The 19,266-nt window shown below is 44.0% G+C and carries 25 protein-coding genes and 1 tRNA gene; 15 read left to right on the top strand and 11 right to left on the bottom strand.

From position 1 onward, the window contains the following. Window positions 1–125 precede the first annotated feature (125 nt). Genes DK846_RS16010 through DK846_RS16025 form a run of 4 tightly spaced genes read right to left on the bottom strand, consistent with a single transcriptional unit; the run spans window position 126 to window position 3,025 of the window. Window positions 126–851, bottom strand: coding sequence for a methyltransferase domain-containing protein (locus tag DK846_RS16010; protein ID WP_109970002.1), 726 nt, complete (start codon window positions 849–851; stop codon window positions 126–128). Then, window positions 848–1,192: a nascent polypeptide-associated complex protein gene (locus DK846_RS16015; RefSeq protein WP_109970003.1), complete on the bottom strand. Its 345-nt coding sequence runs from the start codon at window positions 1,190–1,192 to the stop codon at window positions 848–850. Before DK846_RS16015 ends, DK846_RS16010 begins: the two co-directional genes overlap by 4 nt. Beyond that, window positions 1,189–1,653 (bottom strand): PUA domain-containing protein, encoded by a 465-nt coding sequence (locus tag DK846_RS16020; RefSeq protein ID WP_109970004.1) that lies wholly within the window; start codon window positions 1,651–1,653, stop codon window positions 1,189–1,191. Before DK846_RS16020 ends, DK846_RS16015 begins: the two co-directional genes overlap by 4 nt. Then, the gene (locus DK846_RS16025) at window positions 1,625–3,025 is read right to left on the bottom strand and encodes a single-stranded-DNA-specific exonuclease RecJ (RefSeq protein ID WP_109970005.1); all 1,401 of its coding nucleotides are present in this window, start codon (window positions 3,023–3,025) and stop codon (window positions 1,625–1,627) included. Before DK846_RS16025 ends, DK846_RS16020 begins: the two co-directional genes overlap by 29 nt. A 150-nt stretch (window positions 3,026–3,175) precedes the next feature. Between DK846_RS16025 and DK846_RS16030 the strand changes: the two genes are divergently transcribed. From DK846_RS16030 to DK846_RS16095, 14 genes are all read left to right on the top strand, one after another. Next, window positions 3,176–4,597: an NAD(P)H-hydrate dehydratase gene (locus DK846_RS16030; RefSeq protein WP_109970102.1), complete on the top strand. Its 1,422-nt coding sequence runs from the start codon at window positions 3,176–3,178 to the stop codon at window positions 4,595–4,597. Continuing rightward, window positions 4,594–5,064 (top strand): cyclic pyranopterin monophosphate synthase MoaC, encoded by a 471-nt coding sequence (gene moaC, locus DK846_RS16035; RefSeq protein WP_109970006.1) that lies wholly within the window; start codon window positions 4,594–4,596, stop codon window positions 5,062–5,064. Before DK846_RS16030 ends, moaC begins: the two co-directional genes overlap by 4 nt. Before the next feature lie 104 nt (window positions 5,065–5,168). Further along, window positions 5,169–5,759, top strand: coding sequence for a 50S ribosomal protein L15e (locus tag DK846_RS16040; protein ID WP_109970007.1), 591 nt, complete (start codon window positions 5,169–5,171; stop codon window positions 5,757–5,759). Between the two features lie 9 nt (window positions 5,760–5,768). Further along, a complete protein-coding gene (locus tag DK846_RS16045) occupies window positions 5,769–6,419 on the top strand; it encodes an RNase P subunit p30 family protein (protein ID WP_109970008.1) in 651 nt (216 codons plus the stop codon). Next, a complete protein-coding gene (locus DK846_RS16050) occupies window positions 6,416–6,904 on the top strand; it encodes an Rpp14/Pop5 family protein (protein WP_109970009.1) in 489 nt (162 codons plus the stop codon). Before DK846_RS16045 ends, DK846_RS16050 begins: the two co-directional genes overlap by 4 nt. Then, window positions 6,894–7,616, top strand: a complete 723-nt coding sequence (psmA, locus tag DK846_RS16055) for an archaeal proteasome endopeptidase complex subunit alpha (RefSeq protein WP_109970010.1) — start codon at window positions 6,894–6,896, stop codon at window positions 7,614–7,616. Before DK846_RS16050 ends, psmA begins: the two co-directional genes overlap by 11 nt. A 26-nt stretch (window positions 7,617–7,642) precedes the next feature. Further along, window positions 7,643–8,338, top strand: a complete 696-nt coding sequence (locus DK846_RS16060) for a ribosome assembly factor SBDS (RefSeq protein ID WP_109970011.1) — start codon at window positions 7,643–7,645, stop codon at window positions 8,336–8,338. 53 nt (window positions 8,339–8,391) lie between these two features. Then, window positions 8,392–8,679, top strand: coding sequence for a 50S ribosomal protein L37ae (locus DK846_RS16065; RefSeq protein WP_109970012.1), 288 nt, complete (start codon window positions 8,392–8,394; stop codon window positions 8,677–8,679). Window positions 8,680–8,686: 7 nt separating this feature from the next. Further along, window positions 8,687–8,821 (top strand): DNA-directed RNA polymerase subunit P, encoded by a 135-nt coding sequence (locus DK846_RS16070; protein WP_109940869.1) that lies wholly within the window; start codon window positions 8,687–8,689, stop codon window positions 8,819–8,821. Then, window positions 8,818–9,222, top strand: coding sequence for a hypothetical protein (locus DK846_RS16075; RefSeq protein ID WP_109970013.1), 405 nt, complete (start codon window positions 8,818–8,820; stop codon window positions 9,220–9,222). Before DK846_RS16070 ends, DK846_RS16075 begins: the two co-directional genes overlap by 4 nt. Before the next feature lie 6 nt (window positions 9,223–9,228). After that, window positions 9,229–9,504, top strand: a complete 276-nt coding sequence (locus DK846_RS16080; RefSeq protein WP_109970014.1) for a KEOPS complex subunit Pcc1 — start codon at window positions 9,229–9,231, stop codon at window positions 9,502–9,504. Continuing rightward, window positions 9,501–9,863, top strand: coding sequence for a prefoldin subunit beta (locus tag DK846_RS16085; RefSeq protein WP_109970015.1), 363 nt, complete (start codon window positions 9,501–9,503; stop codon window positions 9,861–9,863). The genes DK846_RS16080 and DK846_RS16085 overlap by 4 nt, the downstream gene beginning before the upstream one ends. Window positions 9,864–9,894: 31 nt before the next feature. Further along, a tRNA-Leu gene (locus DK846_RS16090) sits at window positions 9,895–9,979 on the top strand. A gap of 187 nt (window positions 9,980–10,166) precedes the next feature. Then, window positions 10,167–11,954, top strand: a complete 1,788-nt coding sequence (locus DK846_RS16095; protein WP_109970016.1) for a NosD domain-containing protein — start codon at window positions 10,167–10,169, stop codon at window positions 11,952–11,954. A gap of 241 nt (window positions 11,955–12,195) precedes the next feature. Here DK846_RS16095 and DK846_RS16100 read toward each other — a convergent pair whose 3' ends face one another. From DK846_RS16100 to DK846_RS16130, 7 genes are all read right to left on the bottom strand, one after another. Further along, window positions 12,196–12,936, bottom strand: a complete 741-nt coding sequence (locus DK846_RS16100) for an FKBP-type peptidyl-prolyl cis-trans isomerase (protein ID WP_109970017.1) — start codon at window positions 12,934–12,936, stop codon at window positions 12,196–12,198. A gap of 67 nt (window positions 12,937–13,003) precedes the next feature. Beyond that, a complete protein-coding gene (locus tag DK846_RS16105; protein WP_109970018.1) occupies window positions 13,004–14,146 on the bottom strand; it encodes a sugar-specific transcriptional regulator TrmB in 1,143 nt (380 codons plus the stop codon). Then, entirely contained in the window at window positions 14,130–15,122 is a 993-nt protein-coding gene (locus DK846_RS16110; RefSeq protein WP_109970019.1) for a homoserine dehydrogenase, read from the bottom strand. Before DK846_RS16110 ends, DK846_RS16105 begins: the two co-directional genes overlap by 17 nt. 1 nt (window position 15,123) lies before the next feature. Further along, entirely contained in the window at window positions 15,124–15,609 is a 486-nt protein-coding gene (locus tag DK846_RS16115; RefSeq protein ID WP_109970020.1) for an amino acid-binding protein, read from the bottom strand. 147 nt (window positions 15,610–15,756) lie between these two features. After that, window positions 15,757–16,734 (bottom strand): PEGA domain-containing protein, encoded by a 978-nt coding sequence (locus DK846_RS16120; RefSeq protein WP_109970021.1) that lies wholly within the window; start codon window positions 16,732–16,734, stop codon window positions 15,757–15,759. Window positions 16,735–16,838: 104 nt separating this feature from the next. Next, window positions 16,839–17,507: a PEGA domain-containing protein gene (locus DK846_RS16125; RefSeq protein ID WP_109970022.1), complete on the bottom strand. Its 669-nt coding sequence runs from the start codon at window positions 17,505–17,507 to the stop codon at window positions 16,839–16,841. Window positions 17,508–17,623: 116 nt separating this feature from the next. Continuing rightward, window positions 17,624–18,202 (bottom strand): DJ-1/PfpI family protein, encoded by a 579-nt coding sequence (locus DK846_RS16130; RefSeq protein WP_109970023.1) that lies wholly within the window; start codon window positions 18,200–18,202, stop codon window positions 17,624–17,626. 86 nt (window positions 18,203–18,288) lie between these two features. On the opposite strand from DK846_RS16130, the gene DK846_RS16135 reads away from it, so the two are divergent. Beyond that, the gene (locus DK846_RS16135; RefSeq protein WP_109970024.1) at window positions 18,289–19,248 is read left to right on the top strand and encodes an EF-Tu/IF-2/RF-3 family GTPase; all 960 of its coding nucleotides are present in this window, start codon (window positions 18,289–18,291) and stop codon (window positions 19,246–19,248) included. The last annotated feature ends 18 nt before the right edge of the window (window positions 19,249–19,266 follow it).

Here is a 19,266-nt window from a genome sequence, read left to right on the forward strand (position 1 = left end):
CTGATACTCTCAGCATCAACATAGACACGTTGTCGGTAACGAGTTATATATTTTCTGAGTTTTCGAACTCAGCAAATTGTGGTTAACCTCAAATTCAATTCAAAAAATGGATAATTAGTGCCGGATTACTTCCGCATTATCGTGATATATCCGCTATGACAAACACGGGTTGAAGGTCTTGTTCCTCGTTCTCCCCGGTCCATATCACGCATAATACACTCGTATGAAGAACACTCAACAAACAAGTTTTTAGCACTATCAAATGCCAAAGCCATTTGTTCAAAAAAGGGTGTGTAACAAGCCAGGTATCCACCGGGTTTGAGAACAGAGTGGGCATGGATTACATGCTCTTTTGTAAGGCCAAGATCCAGGTGAACCACATCGTACATCCGTGTTTCTTTCAGAATATCACCGGATATTATCTCCAGGTTCTGTATACCTGCATCAGAAACAGTCAATCGGGCCTGTTCTGCAGATTCGGCCCTTCGCTCGTATGAGGTTACGTGTGCTGCCACTCCTGCAAAAAAGATTGCCGATATCCCACTACCAGTACCTGCATCCAGAACATGATCATGCTTGTTCATCCCGGTCAAACCTATCACAAGGCCAATATCACGGGGAAGCATAGGAGCGGTACTTCTTTTTGCATACTCAAAAAAATCAGTAGACCTGGGAAGACGTATGGAAAGTTCTCTCCCCGAATGCGTACATATGACATCACCAGGCTCCTTTCCAACTATCTGTTCAAGATCGACAAGTCCAAGATCGGTGCCTAGTTTCCCATCTGATGGACGGACAAACCATGATTTACCATTACTAGAGATAATGACCCGATCAGAAAGCCCAATCATTCAGCCTTTCCTGTTAGGTTCAGGATTGCATCGGCAATATCGCCATTCGATTTTTCAAGGGCTGCTCTCGCGTTTTCTACTGGCACACCAGCCTGTTCTGCAACGAGTGATATATCCTCATCAGGTATTGTCAGAGCTGCTTCCTCAAACCGTGGTTCACCGGTAATTTGCCAGGTAGTAATCCCCTGCATTTTCATTATCGCAACTTCTGCCTGGTCAAAAACATATTTTCCTTGAGGCGTTGTGATCACAATCTCCTGGACATCATCTACCGGTCGGACATCCATTCCGAGTTGTTTCATCATCTGCTTCATCTTCCGGGGGTTCATTCCAGGTATCATTCCTTATCCTCCTGATTTTTTCCTTTTCGCACAGATACTGCCACTCCAGATTCTGACAAAACCATCTCTCTTCCTGATATCATGGCATCACCTACAGCTTGAAGAGTCCCATCACCAGACATGACAAGTACCTCATCTCCTGCCTGAATATCCAGAGAGGCTTGAGTTACATGCTTTGCAAAAACGCTCTTCCCATTAGCAATGTATGGGCAGACATCTTCACGGACTATCACTCTGGTTCGGGATGGATCCAGAATTCGAGACAGCCGTTCTGCACCTAATAGACCCAGCGTTAGTCGTCCATCATGGGCCCGAAGGGTTGCAAGCCGTCGGCCATCAAGCATAACCTGCCTGACTCCTCCCCTCCGGGAAGTAATAAACCGGCAGGTTTGAGGAAATAACTGAACACCAACACCCTTTCCAAACTGATAGTCAGCAAGAATCTGAACTCTTTTGAGCATATTGCTGTTTTATTATTCGGTTGACATCTTCGATAAACTCTCGTTCAGCTTCACGTGGAATAAATGCCCCTGCTGCTATCCGGTGGCCACCACCAGACGAACCGTCAAATCGCTCACATGCTATACAAAGAGCTTTCTGAAGATCAACTCCTTTATCCACGACTTCAGGCTTTGTTCTCATTGAGATCTTGGTTTTGGAGGGATCTAGAGAATCTTCACACATTATTAATATCGGCTTTTCAGGATTAAGCCTGGAGAGTGACATCCCAGCACCGATCCCAACAATAGTATCAGGGAACCGATCTCCAACATGAATATAAAGTAGATGAGAGAGTTCCGAGACTCCGGTATCGGTTATATACTCCATCACTTCCCTGATCTTTGTCCGATGGTTTTTAAGCATCTGTTCAGCCTCCCGGTATGCTGTCACCCTGTCACCACGACATATTGCCCCTCCGAGTTCTGGCCTTTTCCATCTTCCACATGAATTGAGGAGGGTCGCATATTCAGAAGCATTTCGGAGGGTTGCCTGGATTTTACTCTCGTCAGGAAAGAGATAATGATCCGCAAACAGCCTATCAAGATTCTTTTCACAGGCCATCATCTGATCAATAATAGAACAGACAATTATCTGTTTTTCTTCAATCGTTAGTGACTCCCAAACCGGCCATCGGTTTGCAGAAACCGGCCTGATACCTATCCTTTCAAGGAATCGTCTTGCACCATCAGGATCATGGGACACCCCGGGTATGTCAATATCATCAGAATATGCAAGCGCATTTGGGAGAGGCCTGGTGGATATACCATAAATATTGAGATCATGTTCCCAGACCTCAACATTTCCATAGCCCACCCCGTCTGACAATATCTCATGAGCAGGACCTGATAATTTCAGGTTCTCCCTGTCCATCATATCTCCGATATTGCCAATGACTGCAAGTTTTGCAAGATCACGATTAATCTCATCCATTTCACGGGCAACAAGATAGGCTACCCCGGCAGCACTCATCTTTTCAAATCCATGGAGAAGACAATTTACCTCTAGATACCCAGCATCTGCAGGCTGACTTACGTGATGATCGATGATAACAACATCTTTCGACCGAATCCCTTTCTCCTGCAACATTGTCTGTTGACCTGAACCAAAGTCTGAAAAAATCTTGAGAGAATCATCATCAGGAATCTCATGAAGGGTGAGGGGATCCAGTTGCCTGATATAGATGCTCCGGACAGGGATTCCCGCACGCGAAATCGCCTGTGAAAGAATAGATTCGCTAGATATACCGTCAGCATCAATGTGAGAGATGACAGTTGCCGATTTGCAAGAAAGAACCATTTCGGCAGCAGACCGTACATCCTTATCAAGACTCATTTAATGTATGATATGGGACCTACGCAGAAAAGGATGAGCACCTGTATGATGTGATCCAATTGAAATTCTATGCAAAAAGAACTCAATTAATATATAAAGAGATTTTTAAAACCCAAAGTGTTCCGAACCCCACTTGAAGCAGATGATAATATGAGATTTTGGGCAGATTCAAACCAGATAAAAAAGTATCGTGACGGGCAGATCATCTCCCCCGAAAGGATGAGGGTGATAGATTCAAATGCAATGGCCCTTGGAGTTAGTGATCTTCAACTTATGGAGAATGCCGGACATGCCCTCGTGAACGTCGTCCGTAGATATCATCCGGCCTCGATACTCATCCTTTGTGGTTCAGGTAATAACGGAGGAGACGGAATGGTTGCTGCACGGCTTCTTGCACATGAGACAGATGTCACAGTCATCTATCATAATAGTTCAACCATGTCCCTTGCATGCAAAACACAATTGTCTATTCTTGAAAACTGTGCAGTGAGACTTCTCCCAGTACGATGCAAGGACGATGTTCATTCCATAAAATACCTCTTCTCACAATCTACCCTGATACTAGATGCCCTATTGGGAACTGGTATGGCAGGAGATGTAAGAGAACCTCATAAGAGTTGTGTAATCCTCGCTAATGAAACAAAATTACCGATAATATCTGCGGATATGCCTACCCCGGGCATTATTCCCACAATAATATGTTCATTCCACAGAGCAAAGTCAGAAGGTGCAGAAAATGCTGACATAGGTATCCCAGTTCTTGCAGAGATCTGCACGGGACCCGGTGATTTGCTCATGATCCCGGACAGGAATCCTTCAGCACATAAAGGAATCGGAGGCTCGATCCTTGTCATAGGGGGAGGACCTTACCAGGGAGCACCATATCTTGCAGGTATGTCTGCACTCAGGGCAGGAGCAGACATCGTCCGTGTAGCATCACCCTCTCCTCTCCAATTCCCTGACCTAATTCACATACCAACCAAGAATGAACAGGTATCAGAAGATGACATTGATATTCTTGCCAACCTGTGTGAGAATTCTGATGTTGTCATCTGTGGAATGGGACTCGGACCTGATTCTCATGAAGTTGTCACTAAAATCGCACCTTTTTGCAAAAAAGCAGTATTTGATGCGGATGCCCTGCGTCTTCCCCTTCCGGTCGCAAAAGAGAGTTTATATACTCCGCATACTGGCGAATTTACACGAATTACCGGGATTAATCCAGGGACAGAGATTCATGCCCGGGCTGATGCAGTTAAAAAGGCATCAGATAACGGAACTATACTCCTGAAAGGAGAAACGGATATTATATCAGATGGAAACCGGATCCGATTTAACCGGACCGGAACACCTGCAATGACAACAGGCGGGACCGGGGACGTTCTTGCAGGCGTATGTGGGGCATTATTTGTTGTGCTTCCAGCATTTGATGCAGCATGCATCGGAGCTTATGCAACCGGATCTGCTGGAGAGCTCGTAACAAAGCAAACCGGTTACGGACTCACTGCTCAAGATATTATTCCTGCCATTCCTCAAATTCTCTACAGACATATTATAGAGAGGGACCCATGACGGAATTTACACATATTACAGATGATCGCGTCCGTATGGTTGATGTTTCATCAAAGAACGAAGTCAGCCGAGAAGCGGTAGCTTCGGGAACAATCATACTGCGTCCAGAGACACTAAAAGCAATTGCATCAGGATCTACCATAAAAGGGAATGTTCTCGCAACAGCACGGGTAGCAGCAACCCTTGCAATAAAGGACACGTTTAGAATTATCCCAATGTGCCACAATATTCCGGTCCATGGAATTGACATTAATTTTGAACAAGATGAAACATCCATTACAGCGCGTGTGAAGGTAGTCTCAAGCGGAAAGACAGGAGTTGAAATGGAGGCGCTTGTTGGGGTCAGCACAGCACTTCTAACCATATGGGATATGGTAAAATCTGCAGAAAAAGACGATAACGGACAGTACCCTGTCACTCTTATTAAAGAAATCCGGGTAGATGAGAAACGGAAGGGCCAGCACTAATAAAGGAACGGCAATAAATAGCAGTGGTTCCCATAAAGTAAGGAAGACGGGACAAGTCCCGTTTAGGAATGTAGCCTGATTACAGGCTGAACCTTGGAGATATTATGGCAAAATCGATGTATGCATACGTCAGAGATGCATGGAAAGTTCCGGCAAAGTCCGGAGTTCGTGCCCTCCTCTGGGAACGTATGCAGGTATGGCGCAGGGAGGGCAGCGTAGTGCGTGTCACCCGGCCAACAAGAATTGACCGGGCACGTTCACTCGGCTACAAAGCAAAACAGGGTATAGTTGTTGTACGAGTGAAAGTCCGCCGTGGCGGTCGAAGGGCGTCCCGGTACGTCAGAGCCCGTAGAACTGCTCGGATGGGTATCAATAAGCGCACCATGGGTAAGAGCATTCAGCGGATCGCAGAAGAGCGGGCCAGCAGAAAATACCCGAACATGGAAGCATTGAACTCATACTGGGTTGGTGAAGACGGAAAACAGAAGTGGTATGAGGTCATTTTAGTTGATCCACATCACCCGTCGGTCATCAATGATTCTAATCTCAACTGGATCAGCCAGACCGGGCACCGTGGCCGTGCAGAACGTGGAAAAACCAGTGCTGGTATGAAAGGCCGTGGAATGGGCAAGCGTGGAATTGGTACCGAAAAGTGCCGCCCCAGCGTCAGGTCCAATGCCAACAGGGCCAAATAACTTTTTTTAATGCAGTATATCGACGGCTGTGTTTTCTTATTTCAATCAGGTTCCTGTTCTATCAATCGTGCGATCAGCGAATTGAAAGAACTTGGATACAACGGGATGGTTGCCTGCGGTATAAACCAAAATCAAATACCTAAAGATAATTTTCAGATAATTCCAGCCCGGTATATCAAAGGGGCTAATCTTAAAAAAATCCAGAGAGATGCCCAGGACCCTATAGGAAAAGATCAATACTGCATGGCCCAGGCAGGAGAAAACGGGTTAAATCGCTCTCTCTTAACCCTTTCCGGGGTTCACACCCTATGTGATCTCCATATTGCCCCAAAAAATGCATTTGACCGATATTGTGCACAACTTGCCGCTGAAAGAAATATTGCAGTAGATATCAGGGTCAGACCACTCTGGGAACTGAGAGGAGTATCAAGACAGAGGGTGATTCGAGCTTATGAAGAAATCCTTCTATTGCAGAACAGGTATGAATTTCCCCTCACTATCTCAACCGGCGCCCTAACACCTTATGATATGAGGAGTGTCAGAGCCGTAAAGGTCCTTCTTGCAGAGATCGGGATGGACATGGATCTTATCAACAGGTCATTTTCATCTGTTCCCAGCCTTCTAATAAAAAATAAATCAGTTCAGGAGATTTTTGAATGAGGCTCAGACCCTCAATGCGGGAGAATTATCGGTATATTCTCACAAGAGTTGTATCAAAAGAGCAAATTGATGCAAAAGATATCTACCTATCAATCTCTGATTCATTTATTTCACTTTTTGGAGAAGTTCAGGCATCATATGCCTGGGTTGCGGTCATGGAGTACTCACAGCCATATACTATTATCAGGTTCAGAAGAGGATATGAACAGAAAGTTGAGACTGCAATGGCTGCCGTTACCAATGTAAAAGGAATAGCAGCAGTTCTGCACCCGCTGAAAACATCAGGTACTATCAAAACAATCAGAGAAGAGATCTCAAAGGGAGAGAATTCGTACAGATCGTGCAGAGTTAAGTATCATGACGAATGGTTTTCTGTAAGAATTTTACCACAGGGATGGATCGATTTGAAAGAGAAGGGAATTAATCCTAATATACCCCTCTATATAACAGAAGAGGATATCGAGGACCTGCACTATGATGAATAATAACCAAGCTGCATATGATCGTGCGATAACCGTCTTCAGTCCTGACGGACGACTTTATCAAGTTGAATACGCCCGTGAAGCGGTCAAAAGAGGAACCACTGCTGTAGGAATTAAATGCCAAGATGGAGTGGTTCTGATCGTTGACAAACGAATCAACTCCCGCCTTCTTGAAGCAAACTCGATTGAGAAGATCTTCAAGATTGATGAGCACATCGGAGTTGCTTCTTCAGGACTTGTAGGTGATGCACGAGCTCTGGTAGACAGAGCACGAGTCGAGGCACAGATAAACCGTATCTCATATGACGAACCCATTGATGTCGAGACGCTATCAAAGAAACTCGGGGATCATATGCAGACATATACCCAGTTTGGTGGAGCCAGACCATATGGGACAGCTCTATTAATTACGGGTATATCTGATGGTGAGTTCAGACTTTTCGAAACTGACCCCAGCGGCACACTTCTGGAGTACAAAGCAACAGGGATAGGTACCGGAAGACCGGCTGTAATGAAACTCTTTGAAGAAGAGTATACGTACGAGTGTTCGCTGGATGACGCAATAAAACTCGGACTAAAAGCACTCCATGAAGCTACAGAAGGGAAGTTTGATGTCTCTACTGTAGAAATCGGAGTTATTTCACGAAGTGAAGGCATCTTCAGAAAGATGACCCGCGAAGAAGTCGCAACATATATTGATCAGCCCGCCGCGTAAGCGGGGCAACAAGAGGGGATGAGAGGATGATACCACTAGATCATGCAGTGGTTGCCAGAATTGAAAGCCATGGAGAACGGTTTGAAATTCTGGTAGATCCAGATATCGCAGCAAAAATCCGCCAGGGAAATCAAATTGAGATAGAGGATGCAGTAGCAGCCCTCTACATATTCGAAAACGCATCGCAGGCAGAGAAAGCATCAGATGAATCTCTTAAGAAAGCATTCGGAACTACTTCTTTCCAAGAGATTGCTACTAAGATTATAACTAAGGGAGAGATTCACCTTACTGCTGAGCAGCGCAGGGCAATGATAGCAGAAAAACGCCGGCAAGTGATATTCTTCATAGCGCGAAATGCAATCAACCCACAAACGGGTCATCCACATCCCCCTCAGAGAATTGAAATGGCAATGGAAGAAGCCAAAGTAAACATCGATCCCTTCCGCAGTCTGGAAGAACTTGTAAAGGACACGATGAAACTGCTTCGACCACTCATACCAATAAAATTCGAGGAGGTCAAGGTTGCGGTCCATATTCCCGCTGATTATGCACCCCGTGCATATGGTGAAATTCAGTCTTCTGCTTCAATAGAGCAACAAGAATGGCAGAAAGATGGTTCGTGGATCTGTGTTGTAACTATCCCAGCAGGAATACAGAACGAATTCTATGATCTCATCAACAAGATTAGTCGTGGAGAAGCAGAGACCAAACTTATCAAGTAACTATAAGTGGATTCAGAACATATAACAAAGGACATTCGATAGAGGTATCTTGTATGGGTAGTGTCAAGACAAAGGCCAAAGGAAGGGTTTCCGGATCAACAGGTCGCTTTGGCCCACGATATGGTAGATTTATCCGCAAACGTGTTCGTGAAATTGAAGTAATCTCAAAAGCTACTCACACATGTCCACGGTGCGACAATATTTCTGTCCGGAGAGTCGGAACAGGGATCTGGGAATGTAAAAAGTGCCAGTTTAAATATGCTGGTGGCGCATACGTCCCGGTTACTCCAAACCTGAAAATTGCACTCCGCGCAATTGAACGTACAGTAAAGGAGGGATAAACCTACCATGCCAGGCTCATATAAATGTGCCCGGTGCAAACAGAAGGTGGAGATCGATATAAATGTCCGCTGTCCATTTTGTGGGCATCGGATACTCTTCAAAGAACGAGGAGCAGCGATCAAAGAACTGAAAGCCCGATGACTCTGGTAACCACATCACGCCGTTCAACCACTGAAAGCAGAGGTGTGGCAAAGGATCTCGCATTTGCTTTAGGGGCAAGGTATGTCGCCCGTGGTAAACGAGGTATTCGGGAATTTTTAGATACGGAATCATCTTTTTTCATCATCTCATATGACGAGAAAGGCCTCATGTTACGTTGGTACTACAACGGTTCTCCTGAACTTGAACGTAAAATTACTACATATGAATGTAGAACACGTGAAGGAGTGTTAACCAGAGGAATAATAACGTCAGATAAGGGACTATATGAAAGACTAAACCCATTATTTCCGGTTTTTATTCAGGATGATGAAATTCCAGTTCTTATTATCGATGGCCCACAACGTCGTCAGAGTTTTTTGAAACTGGGAAAGACGGATTAGAATATCATGCATTCTGCATTATTCAGGATAGAGACAGATTCTGCATTAATTATATGCGAATCTGTTGCTCCTGAAGAAGAGGATGAAAAAAATGGACTTCGATCTCAGGGACAATGCCGGATGATATCTCATGAATGCCTGGAGATATCAATTTCTGCCGCAGACCTTCCTGCACTCCGTGCATCATTAAACTCATGGCTTCGTCTTATACAGGTTGCATCCGAGATGATTGATAGCACTCAAATCAGAGCAGGTATAATGATAGAGGGAACCTCATTATGAATTCAATTCCACCCAAGGTGCAAAATCAGATAAATATGCTGCAACAATTGCAGCAACAATTACAGACTGTAGTAAACCAAAAAAACCAGTACGAACTTGCTGCTCAAGAGGCAAGAAGAGCGAAGGAAGAACTAGGTGATGCTCCTGAGGGGGCCGCAGTTTACATGACAGTTGGAACTATTGTAATTGAAAAACCGCGCGAGCAGGTACTGGAAAAACTGAATGAGAAAGTGGAAACATTCGAAGTCAGAATCAAGTCCATCGAGCGTCAGGAAAAAGCACTTCAAGAGAAATTTGAAAAACTTCAGGCACAGGTTAGACAGGTCCTCGACGGGGGAAGCACCCCGGAAGCTGCCTGACATCCCTGATAATCCTCTATCTCATTATTGCGTGGGAGTATCCGAGCCAGGTCAAAGGAGTAGGATTTAGGGTCCTATCGCGCAGGCGTTCGGGGGTTCGAATCCCTCCTCCCACATTTTTTCCCGAAATAAAAAATGCCTCATCAAAATAACGGTGATACTACCATTATCTTTTTTATCTTGTTTATTGCTCAATTCATTGAATAAAAACAAGATCAATAACTATACTTTTTTATTGTCACATAATATAATAACTGAAAGGATATATTATGGAAGATATCCATTCTGGATGGGGGTTAAGTTATGGATTCGGAAAAGGGGAGATGGGGAAATCCCCTAATATTACCAGACTATAAAAGATTACTACTCCTTTTTTGGGTAATAATAATTGGAGTTACATCTCTTTCAACAGCAGGGATTCCACCATTGAGTGGCAATATAACAACAGATACTTCACTGGCTGTAAAAATTGTTGATGTTTCTGCAACAATAGATGTGAGCCAAATCGGTGATATTCCGCTGGGTCAGATACCTGATGAACGAATTTCGATCTCCACATCAGTGGTAAATACCGAAGCCAATGTGCTATCCGGGCTGCGGATCAAAACATTCCTGGTGAAAGAGGGACGAGAGGATACTATTAGCACCCAGTTGGGAAGCGATTTCAGGAATGTTGAATTAAAACCTGGGGAGGTGAAAGTTTTCACTAATAACTATATGGTATCAAAAAGCCTCAAACCAGGTAATTACAAGGTGATGATTCGAATTGATTCAGATGAAAAAGGGAGTAATTCATTTGTCCAATACATCAGTGATCATCCAGTAAAAATCGGAGCATATGCAGAGGCAGGAGGATCTGTACCAATATACTCTCCCAGTACAATTGATAATTCGGGATCATACCTGCTGATGAGGGACATCCAGGTTGGGGATCGGAATGCTGGAATAAAAATTGCCAGTTCAGACGTGACAATTGATGGAGGAGGACACATAATACAGGGAATTTCCACCGGGTTTACTTCAGCAATATATGCAGACGGAGGTAACACAATTAAAAATATTAATATCAGAAACTGTGTGCTTGACGGAGTTGATTTCGGGATCTGGTTTTATCGTATTGAGGGCGGATCCATTGTAAATTGTACATTTAAAAATTGTAAGAATATCGGCATACGTCTGGATCAATCACGTTCCATGTCAATTTCGGATAATATCCTTGAAAATAATGTAATGGGTATCGGGGCATTCCAGTCAGTGGGTAATAAAATCTTTAATAATTACCTGAAAAATCAGTTCAACGCTGCTGCCAACGATGATCAACGTAACTTCTGGAATAGTGAAAAGCAGGCAGGGACCAACATCGCAGGCGGTAGTAGTAAGGGAGGTAATGTGTGGCTAGATTTAAATGGAACCGGATATTCTGCTTCGAGCCCGGATCAGAACCATGATGGAATTATCGATGTGCCTTACACAATCAACGCAAATAATATCGATTATTACCCCATATCTATCAATCAGAATGTTACAGCCCAACCATCCGTTACACAAACACCCAATATTTCAGATATTCAGACAGAACCTGAGATAAATATATCAAACAATCTCTCTATTTCAACAACAGATATTGCAGATAACCAATCAAATACCCAAAAAGAAGAACCGATAACCAATTCTTCCCAACCAAATATAAAAGAAACAGAGAAAAAAGAACCGAATAGTGCATATTTTGCAGAGTTGGTTTTAAGCAATCTGAATGCTACTGATAGTGTTTGTAGGACATCGGGTCTTCCTGTAACTTGTTTGGTAGAAAACATTGGAGATCTAGGGGCCAAATACTTCTCAGTTCATTACTACCTGTCTGACGACCAGGTAATTACCGGTACAGATAAAGAACTCGGATACCACATGATTGAAAATCTTAACCCTCACGACAAACGAGAGCTTACTGATACCCTCCAGATACCTGCTGGAACACCTGCAAAGATGTACTTTATCGGTGCAATAGCGGACCCATCCAATAACATCTACGAAAAGGATAAGATAAACAATACAGTGCTCCTCAACCACCGGGTACAGATCAGAGATTGTTAAATTGTGACAATTCTCTCCAGAATATACCCGTGTCTATTTTTATCTATCAGTTCTGTATGATACAAGGTTAAAATGAATTCAAATTCCTATTTTACACAAAAATGAGCACTAACTAATTCTTTGAGATTTAACATTTTTGTTGAATTCACTATCCTCATCGATGAAACAGTATAACGATGACTTTTGAGTGAATGTCGTGAAACGAGATATTACAAACGAGAATAACTGAAATAAAAAAGGGTTAGAGGCTGTTCTTCCCAGTTGCTGGCTGCTGAGAAGAGGAAGACTGACTTTTTCCTGATGCATCAACAGGAACCTGAACTGTCTGGTTTTGTTGTTGCTGAAGGTTCTTTACCATCTCTTCGACTTCTTTTGCAGGAGTAAGGTTTACCAGAGTGATATCGAAGGTGAGGGTCTGCCCAGCAAGCTGACTATTCAGATCAAAGGTAACATTCGTTGAATTCATTGCGATGATCTTTGCCGGGAAGTATGCCTGACCATTGAACAGAGTTACTGTGTCACCAATGGTAATATTTCCCTTCTCCTCTTTCGGAATGAAATCAATTGGCATTGATTTAATCAGGGATGGATCATACTGACCATATGCCTCTTCAGGACTCAGGGTGAACTTTTTGTTCTGACCGGTCTTCATACCCTTAATCTGGTTCTCAAATCCGACAATAGCAGTACCTTCTCCAATGATAAACTGGAATGGGCCGCGGTCTTTGGAACTGTCAAATACAGATCCATTAGCAAGAGTTCCTGTGTATTCTATCTCAACAAGGTCTCCATTCTGAACACCTTCTCCAGGAGCTGCAGACTGGACTGCCTGTGATGGCTGTGCTGATTGGGATGCTGTTGCTGGTGATTTTGTTGCATCTTTGCTGGTACACCCGGCTGCCAGCAGGGCAAGGGCGAGAAGAACGACGCAGACAACTGTGAGATATCTATGTCTGCGGGGAATGATCTGAGATCTGTCCATACTCAGCTATAGCACAGGTTTGGTCAAATAGTATTCCCTCCTAGTCATTCAGATCTTCCTCCCTGAATCAGCCATCTGAATAATTATCGAATGAACCGGGCAAACTAGTGGGATCTCTGCCGGGATCAAGAAGCAGTTCAGCAGGAAGCCCCACCAGTGCGACTGCTGCAAGAGCGCCGATTATACCCTCGCCACCAGATAACATAACCGAAAAAGATTCAGCTATACTTTTGGCAGTTGAATAGGACACTACCTCACGCCGGGCGGTAAGACCGAATAACCTTAATTTATCATTGATCTTAAGCCCGGACCGGATCGCTACACCCCAGGAAGGGGAGACACTCTCATCGCTTACAAACCTGATAGTTTCAGAGAGAATCTGTTCGACCATGCCTGAATCAACAGCCAGTTCAATGGCACTGCATGAATTGCCTGCTGTTTTTCTGCGAACATCAGGAAATAGCATCATTACATGGTGAGTTATTGGAAACACTCCGGAGAACCCGCCAAGATGTTGCAGGAGGGCAATTGCCAGTGCAAATGTTGCACCACCACCCTGGGAATCTGTGTCATCAATTCCAATAGTCAGATGTGATAGTGCCTTTGTGCGAATAATTCCTTTAGTACATGAACCATCCTTACTTGTTTCCACGCCGAGAACACCCCGGGCAAGACCCATCATACCTGATAGAGAGAATGCAGGACCACCTACTGATTTTATTCGTTGGATGACCTGATCATTTTCCAGATACACACCAGTCACTGCCACTGCTGAGTGAGGATAGAGTCCAACTGTGGCTTCATTCTCTCCAAGATGGATAAACTCACGAAGAAGAGTACCGTCTCTGACTATAGAGATCCGGTTTTTGCTACCAAGTTCATGATGATAACCACAGAAACCTGCACATGCACTGCTCATACATTCATGTACGATCTCAACGAGATCTCCATCAACTGAGGTAAAAATTCGTTTGCATGCACTTTTTGGAAGGGCGCTCGTTGCTGCATACTGGGCGGGAGTCCGACCTCTTGGAGGTTGGAGGACGACAACACACCCTTCTTCACTCAGACGAAGAACCCAGTCCTGCACGGTACTGCGTGGAACCCCAGTCTCCTGCTGAATCTCCTGAACAGTAAAAAACCCTTTTTCAAGGGTCAGCCTACGCATGAGCTGGAGATACGTCCGACGTCGCTCAATTACCCCCTGCATCCATATCCCTGATTGAGAGAATATCACCTATCACAGCACTAGCAGTTTCAAGTGATCCTGCCCCTTTCCCTACAAACAGAAGATCACCCGCGAGATCTGTCCTGACAATTATTGCATTAAGCGAACCCTGAACAACAAGGGGATGTTCTTTAGGAATTATCCGGGGACAGAGCCGGTATACATTATCTTCAGGTATTATCTCTCCGATAAGTCTGATCGTGGCATCCTGCTGCTCGGCAAGCCGTAGTGCTTCTTCAGTCAGAAGATCAATCCCTGTCACATCAACATCATCCAGACTGACATTCTTCTTCCAAATGGTATTTGCAAGGATTACAAGTTTGATCGCTGCATCAATACCTTTCACATCATACGTTGGATCAGCCTCGGCATATCCAAGTGTACGAGCTTCATCGAGAGCCTGCTTGTACGTGAGTTTCTCTTCAGCCATCCTGGTGAGGATGTAATTGCATGTACCATTCAGAACACCATACAGGGATTGAATCTCATTTCCCCCGAGATTATGCATGAGTGTTTGAAGAATGGGAATTGCTCCCGCTACTGTTGCTTCAAACCTGAACTGGACATTGTTCTTTAGTGCAAGTGTGAAGAGTTCATGATAATGAAGGGCAACCGGACCCTTATTGGAAGTGACCACATGACAGCCCCTCTTCAATGCTTCCTTGATATATGATGTCGCAGGTTCTCCTTTCCTTGCATCGGTTGGGGTGATTTCTACGAGAATGTCATATGGTGCAGTCTGAACAATTGCTTCTGCATTGATGCTTGTATCGCCGCAAATACCGATTTTTTCTTTCCTGTCGAGGAGTTCCTTAAGGTTCAGGCCATTAGGATCGATACAACCGGACCGTGAATCGGCTACTGCTGTTATAATCAGGCCAAGGTTTTTTTCGGCAACCGCATGGATGATACCGCGTCCCACTGCACCAACACCAAGTAACGCTAGGCGAACAACCATTTCAGATCTCCAGTGGTTCAATCAGAAGGAATTCTTTCTGTTTTGCCACCTGCCTGAGTATATGAAGAGCCTGTTGCATATGCTCACGGGTCAGAGATTTGATAACAAATTGAGCAGACGTTCGCTCATTAATCGCAGGCATCGCCAGACTCATGTAGGTTACCTCGGCAAATCCTGTCTTATCGATACGATCTATAGTATCACCCAGATCTGTATGAACAAGATGACCAATCAGAATGACACTCTGACGGTAACTCATCCTCTCTTCTCCAAGCCGGAGGACATTGATTCCTCTTTCTCGCAGCCTCACAATCAATCCATCAAGGAGTTCAGGAGGTATCTCGATTACCACCTCTACACTCAAAACATCCTTGCCTGAAGTATGTTCATGCTCATGGATGACAGTTTTAATATTACCACCCATATCTGAGATCGGCATAAGGGCAGCAACAAGTTGCCCTGGAGAATCATGGAGCTCAAGTTTCATCGATACCTGCACGAGTTACCCTCCATCATAAAGATACAGACCTTATCATACGTCTGTCAGATCACCTTAAAAGTTGGATGACTGGTTGAAAAGCCTTATCTTAAAAGGTATGTCTGAATTGATAAAAAAGAAGAGACAGTCATTAGATCAATGATCAGTCATGATGACCATGACGTCATACCCATCGCCCAGGGTATTGTTCGTGACAATCGTTGAAACTTTTAAATTTTTATAATTGTTCGTTTTTGGAGAAGTTTCACTTGAGTTGTTTAGGTGAATATATGACGAGCCAGATACATCATTACCTGAAGTTTTTATAACACCGCTTCCAACATCAATCGCAACATCAGGACCTGTAGAAGTATTGGTACCGGTCTTTGTATATGCCAGATGAGATGATTCATAAACTCCAGGAATCAGATCAAAGAGAGCTGAACCACCGCTTTTTACATTGGATCCATCACTAAGGGTAATATCAAAGGAGACATCCCGATCAGCAGTAACATATGCCTCCATCGTTTCGTTTTGATACCCTTCCTTACTTAAGTTTACGATATAAGGACCTTCCTTAAGTCCAGCCACTTTATTAGGAGTTACACCACGGAGGGTATTATTAATATAAATATCAGCACCTTCTGGGTTTGTAGATATCATGATATTACCAGTACCACCTTTCCGGATCTGGGGATGGTCAGTACCAATTCCCCGGGCACCAATAACCTGACTCATACATGGAGCATAATCATCTGTACCAATAAACTGGACACGAAGATATTCAGGAGGTGAACCTATTGATCGTAAAAATTCATATCTTCCATTTCTATCGGTCACGACCATATCTATAGCAGAATAACTGTCATTATCATCTCTGTTTTTTTCCGAGGAGTCAAGGAGAATACGTTTGTTTCCGAGGATTTCTCCTCCTACAGAAGTCAGGGTCCCAGAAATTCGAAATGACTGGTTTATTGTTGGATCAACAGGAAGCGCATTTATAGTCAGAGAAGTAGGTATCTTCTCCGAAGCGAGCCCTGCTATTGCGCCAACCGAAGATGTGAGAAGAACCAGACAGATTAGCAGAGAATATCTGATTAAGGTGTAAAGGGGTTTTGAACCGAAGAGCGACATGAATATTAGATATTTTGGTTTATACAGGCATGAAGATATCTTTTCGAAGGTTCCATCTTAACAGTTAAGAAATAAAAAGAGAAAAAGAGTGGATTTCAGGGATTTTATTGTTTAAGAGTAATAGTTAGGGATGCATCAAATTTTGGACTTATGTATACATCCTGAGTTTCATTTCGGTACCCTGTCTTTGACAACGTTACATTATGAGTGCCTTCTGAAAGACCGCCTGCATGATATGGAGAGACACCACGCAGAATATCATCAATATAGACATCTGCTCCCGCCGGGGTCGAGTAGATCATAACAGTGCCAACCTTTCCGGTTACTACCTGTGGATGATCAGTTCCAGCTCCCCTTGCACTAATGACTTTGCTCACGATTGGGGCAAAATTATCATTTCCTAAAAATTTTGCTTGCAAAAACTCTGGAGGAGTATCAACAGGGCGGAAAAAATCGTATTTCCCCTCTGCATCGGTATCTTTGGTTCCTAATACTTTAAAACTCTCTGAATCGGATGCACTTTTCTCTGATGATTCAAGAGTGATGTGTTTATTCCCAAGAGGTTTCCCATCTGAAGACGACAGTATCCCCGAGACATGGAATGACTCATTCACTGACGGTTCTGCCGGTGATAGGCCGATTGTGAGGTTTGTCTGAGTTTTATCTGCAGTAACCACGGCAGTTACTGTAATCACACTCACAATGAGGATGAGACAGATAATTGTCCTGAGGCGGAGAGGATTTTGAACGTGAATTGATCGAACCCGTGACATACATACCGGGGTTGGATATCAGAAAAGATGAAGGTATCTGGTTCAACAGTGTAATCCCAAAACAACCTGATGTAAAGACTAACGACAATAAAAAAGGATGAAGATACCACGTATAATTAAAATGAAAATCCAGCCTTACTTTGCGTTGCTACAAACTCAGGATTGCCGTCATGATACTGCACAATCAGTTTTGCAAACTCTACCGATACTTCAAGGCCGTTGGCAGTGACGATTCTGTCCTTATATACTAATGGTTTATTCACGATGATCGCATCATCGATCATCATCTCCCTGACTGTCTGACCGGGAACTACCGTTGCTTCTTTCTTTTTCAGGAGCCCTGCCTTGGCAATTACAATAGGTGCATTGTCTATTCCGGCTACGACTTTCCCTTTGGTATTAAATATCCGCGCAAGTTCATGGAGGTGGGTATTGTTCCATAGATGAACCATCGTCCCCGGCCCCCCGATGATCATCAAGGCATAGTACTCATCCACACCTTTCAGAAGAACATCTTCAAAAGTCCGGTTTACTTTTGCTTTCTTGCCAAGAACACCCATTACTACTCCGACATGGGTTGAAACAAGTTCAAATTTTACCCCTGCTTCCTGAAACACCTGCACAGGCTGGAGGAGTTCTTCGTCCCTGAACTTCTCAGGAGGGATTGCGATGAGTACCTTCATGTTAGTAACCATTTTTTCAGCAGAATTATTAACAGTATTGATATAAGACAGGTAATTAGAACGAACCTATCAAATTCCTACAAAACCCTTAATTATTAATGTCAAATTTAAATATCGTAATAATAGGACCTGAAGATTTCGGAAAGGAGATTGGAAAGAAAGGAACATCAACAGATATCACGTTCTATAACCTTAAGAAAGGTGAAGCAACCCTCACACTTATAGAGCCGTCCCGGTATCCAGAAAAGTTGTCATCACTCTTTTACGCAGTCTCGCTTGCTGATGTAGCAGTTGTTGTCATCGATAAAGTAACTGCCCAGCTCGGTGAATGTATTCTTGAACTGAACTGTGCCCATCTATCACGTGGATATCTGATTCTCAGGAATTACCTCGATGCGGCACAGATATCTCCTCTTATCAAAGGAACTGTCCTTGAACAATACAAGGTACTTCCTGATGATCTAAATGTCCTTCGTGAAACACTTCTGGATGATGCTGCTGCACTTCCAGCAATTAAGACGGATTCTCCTGGAATAATCCCTATCGACCACCATTTCAACGTGAAAGGGATCGGGACCGTAATACTTGGCTGTGTACAGGATGGCACGGTGCACAAACACGATCAGGTGACGATTCATCCGCTCGGTAAATCTATCCAGATTCGCTCTATACAAAAACACGATGACGATGTGAATGAGGCCCATGCAGGAGACCGGGTCGGGCTTGCTCTCAAGGGGATTGAATCTGATGATCTTGACCGGGGATATGTGCTTACTGCATCATCAGGTATTCAGAGTAAATGCGAAATTACCGGGACAGCGAAGATCATTCAGTACTGGCCTGAACCGCTCAAGGAGCAGATGGTTCTCTACGCAGGCCACTGGATGCAGTTTCTGCCCTGCCGGGTTCAGAAGGTTGCTGCCGGAGGAGACTGGAGGTCAGCAGAGATAACCCTCTCATTTGAGAAAGAACTCATCTTTAAATCAGGATCAGTTATTATCCTTCATTATCTGGAAGGAGAAAAACTCAGAATTGTGGGAACCCTCGAGCTTGCTTAATACGAGCCCATGATACCG

It is taken from the genome of Methanospirillum lacunae (assembly GCF_003173355.1).
GTDB lineage: Archaea > Halobacteriota > Methanomicrobia > Methanomicrobiales > Methanospirillaceae > Methanospirillum > Methanospirillum lacunae.

Excerpts from the sequence above, each read along its gene's own strand:
- DK846_RS16010 (WP_109970002.1), bottom strand. The coding sequence starts at position 851 with ATGATTGGGCTTTCTGATCGGGTCATTATCTCTAGTAATGGTAAATCA.
- DK846_RS16015 (WP_109970003.1), bottom strand. The coding sequence starts at position 1,192 with ATGATACCTGGAATGAACCCCCGGAAGATGAAGCAGATGATGAAACAA.
- DK846_RS16020 (WP_109970004.1), bottom strand. The coding sequence starts at position 1,653 with ATGCTCAAAAGAGTTCAGATTCTTGCTGACTATCAGTTTGGAAAGGGT.
- DK846_RS16025 (WP_109970005.1), bottom strand. The coding sequence starts at position 3,025 with ATGAGTCTTGATAAGGATGTACGGTCTGCTGCCGAAATGGTTCTTTCT.
- DK846_RS16030 (WP_109970102.1), top strand. The coding sequence starts at position 3,176 with ATGAGATTTTGGGCAGATTCAAACCAGATAAAAAAGTATCGTGACGGG.
- moaC (WP_109970006.1), top strand. The coding sequence starts at position 4,594 with ATGACGGAATTTACACATATTACAGATGATCGCGTCCGTATGGTTGAT.
- DK846_RS16040 (WP_109970007.1), top strand. The coding sequence starts at position 5,169 with ATGGCAAAATCGATGTATGCATACGTCAGAGATGCATGGAAAGTTCCG.
- DK846_RS16045 (WP_109970008.1), top strand. The coding sequence starts at position 5,769 with ATGCAGTATATCGACGGCTGTGTTTTCTTATTTCAATCAGGTTCCTGT.
- DK846_RS16050 (WP_109970009.1), top strand. The coding sequence starts at position 6,416 with ATGAGGCTCAGACCCTCAATGCGGGAGAATTATCGGTATATTCTCACA.
- psmA (WP_109970010.1), top strand. The coding sequence starts at position 6,894 with ATGATGAATAATAACCAAGCTGCATATGATCGTGCGATAACCGTCTTC.
- DK846_RS16060 (WP_109970011.1), top strand. The coding sequence starts at position 7,643 with ATGATACCACTAGATCATGCAGTGGTTGCCAGAATTGAAAGCCATGGA.
- DK846_RS16065 (WP_109970012.1), top strand. The coding sequence starts at position 8,392 with ATGGGTAGTGTCAAGACAAAGGCCAAAGGAAGGGTTTCCGGATCAACA.
- DK846_RS16070 (WP_109940869.1), top strand. The coding sequence starts at position 8,687 with ATGCCAGGCTCATATAAATGTGCCCGGTGCAAACAGAAGGTGGAGATC.
- DK846_RS16075 (WP_109970013.1), top strand. The coding sequence starts at position 8,818 with ATGACTCTGGTAACCACATCACGCCGTTCAACCACTGAAAGCAGAGGT.
- DK846_RS16080 (WP_109970014.1), top strand. The coding sequence starts at position 9,229 with ATGCATTCTGCATTATTCAGGATAGAGACAGATTCTGCATTAATTATA.
- DK846_RS16085 (WP_109970015.1), top strand. The coding sequence starts at position 9,501 with ATGAATTCAATTCCACCCAAGGTGCAAAATCAGATAAATATGCTGCAA.
- DK846_RS16095 (WP_109970016.1), top strand. The coding sequence starts at position 10,167 with ATGGATTCGGAAAAGGGGAGATGGGGAAATCCCCTAATATTACCAGAC.
- DK846_RS16100 (WP_109970017.1), bottom strand. The coding sequence starts at position 12,936 with ATGGACAGATCTCAGATCATTCCCCGCAGACATAGATATCTCACAGTT.
- DK846_RS16105 (WP_109970018.1), bottom strand. The coding sequence starts at position 14,146 with ATGCAGGGGGTAATTGAGCGACGTCGGACGTATCTCCAGCTCATGCGT.
- DK846_RS16110 (WP_109970019.1), bottom strand. The coding sequence starts at position 15,122 with ATGGTTGTTCGCCTAGCGTTACTTGGTGTTGGTGCAGTGGGACGCGGT.
- DK846_RS16115 (WP_109970020.1), bottom strand. The coding sequence starts at position 15,609 with ATGAAACTTGAGCTCCATGATTCTCCAGGGCAACTTGTTGCTGCCCTT.
- DK846_RS16120 (WP_109970021.1), bottom strand. The coding sequence starts at position 16,734 with ATGTCGCTCTTCGGTTCAAAACCCCTTTACACCTTAATCAGATATTCT.
- DK846_RS16125 (WP_109970022.1), bottom strand. The coding sequence starts at position 17,507 with ATGTCACGGGTTCGATCAATTCACGTTCAAAATCCTCTCCGCCTCAGG.
- DK846_RS16130 (WP_109970023.1), bottom strand. The coding sequence starts at position 18,202 with ATGGTTACTAACATGAAGGTACTCATCGCAATCCCTCCTGAGAAGTTC.
- DK846_RS16135 (WP_109970024.1), top strand. The coding sequence starts at position 18,289 with ATGTCAAATTTAAATATCGTAATAATAGGACCTGAAGATTTCGGAAAG.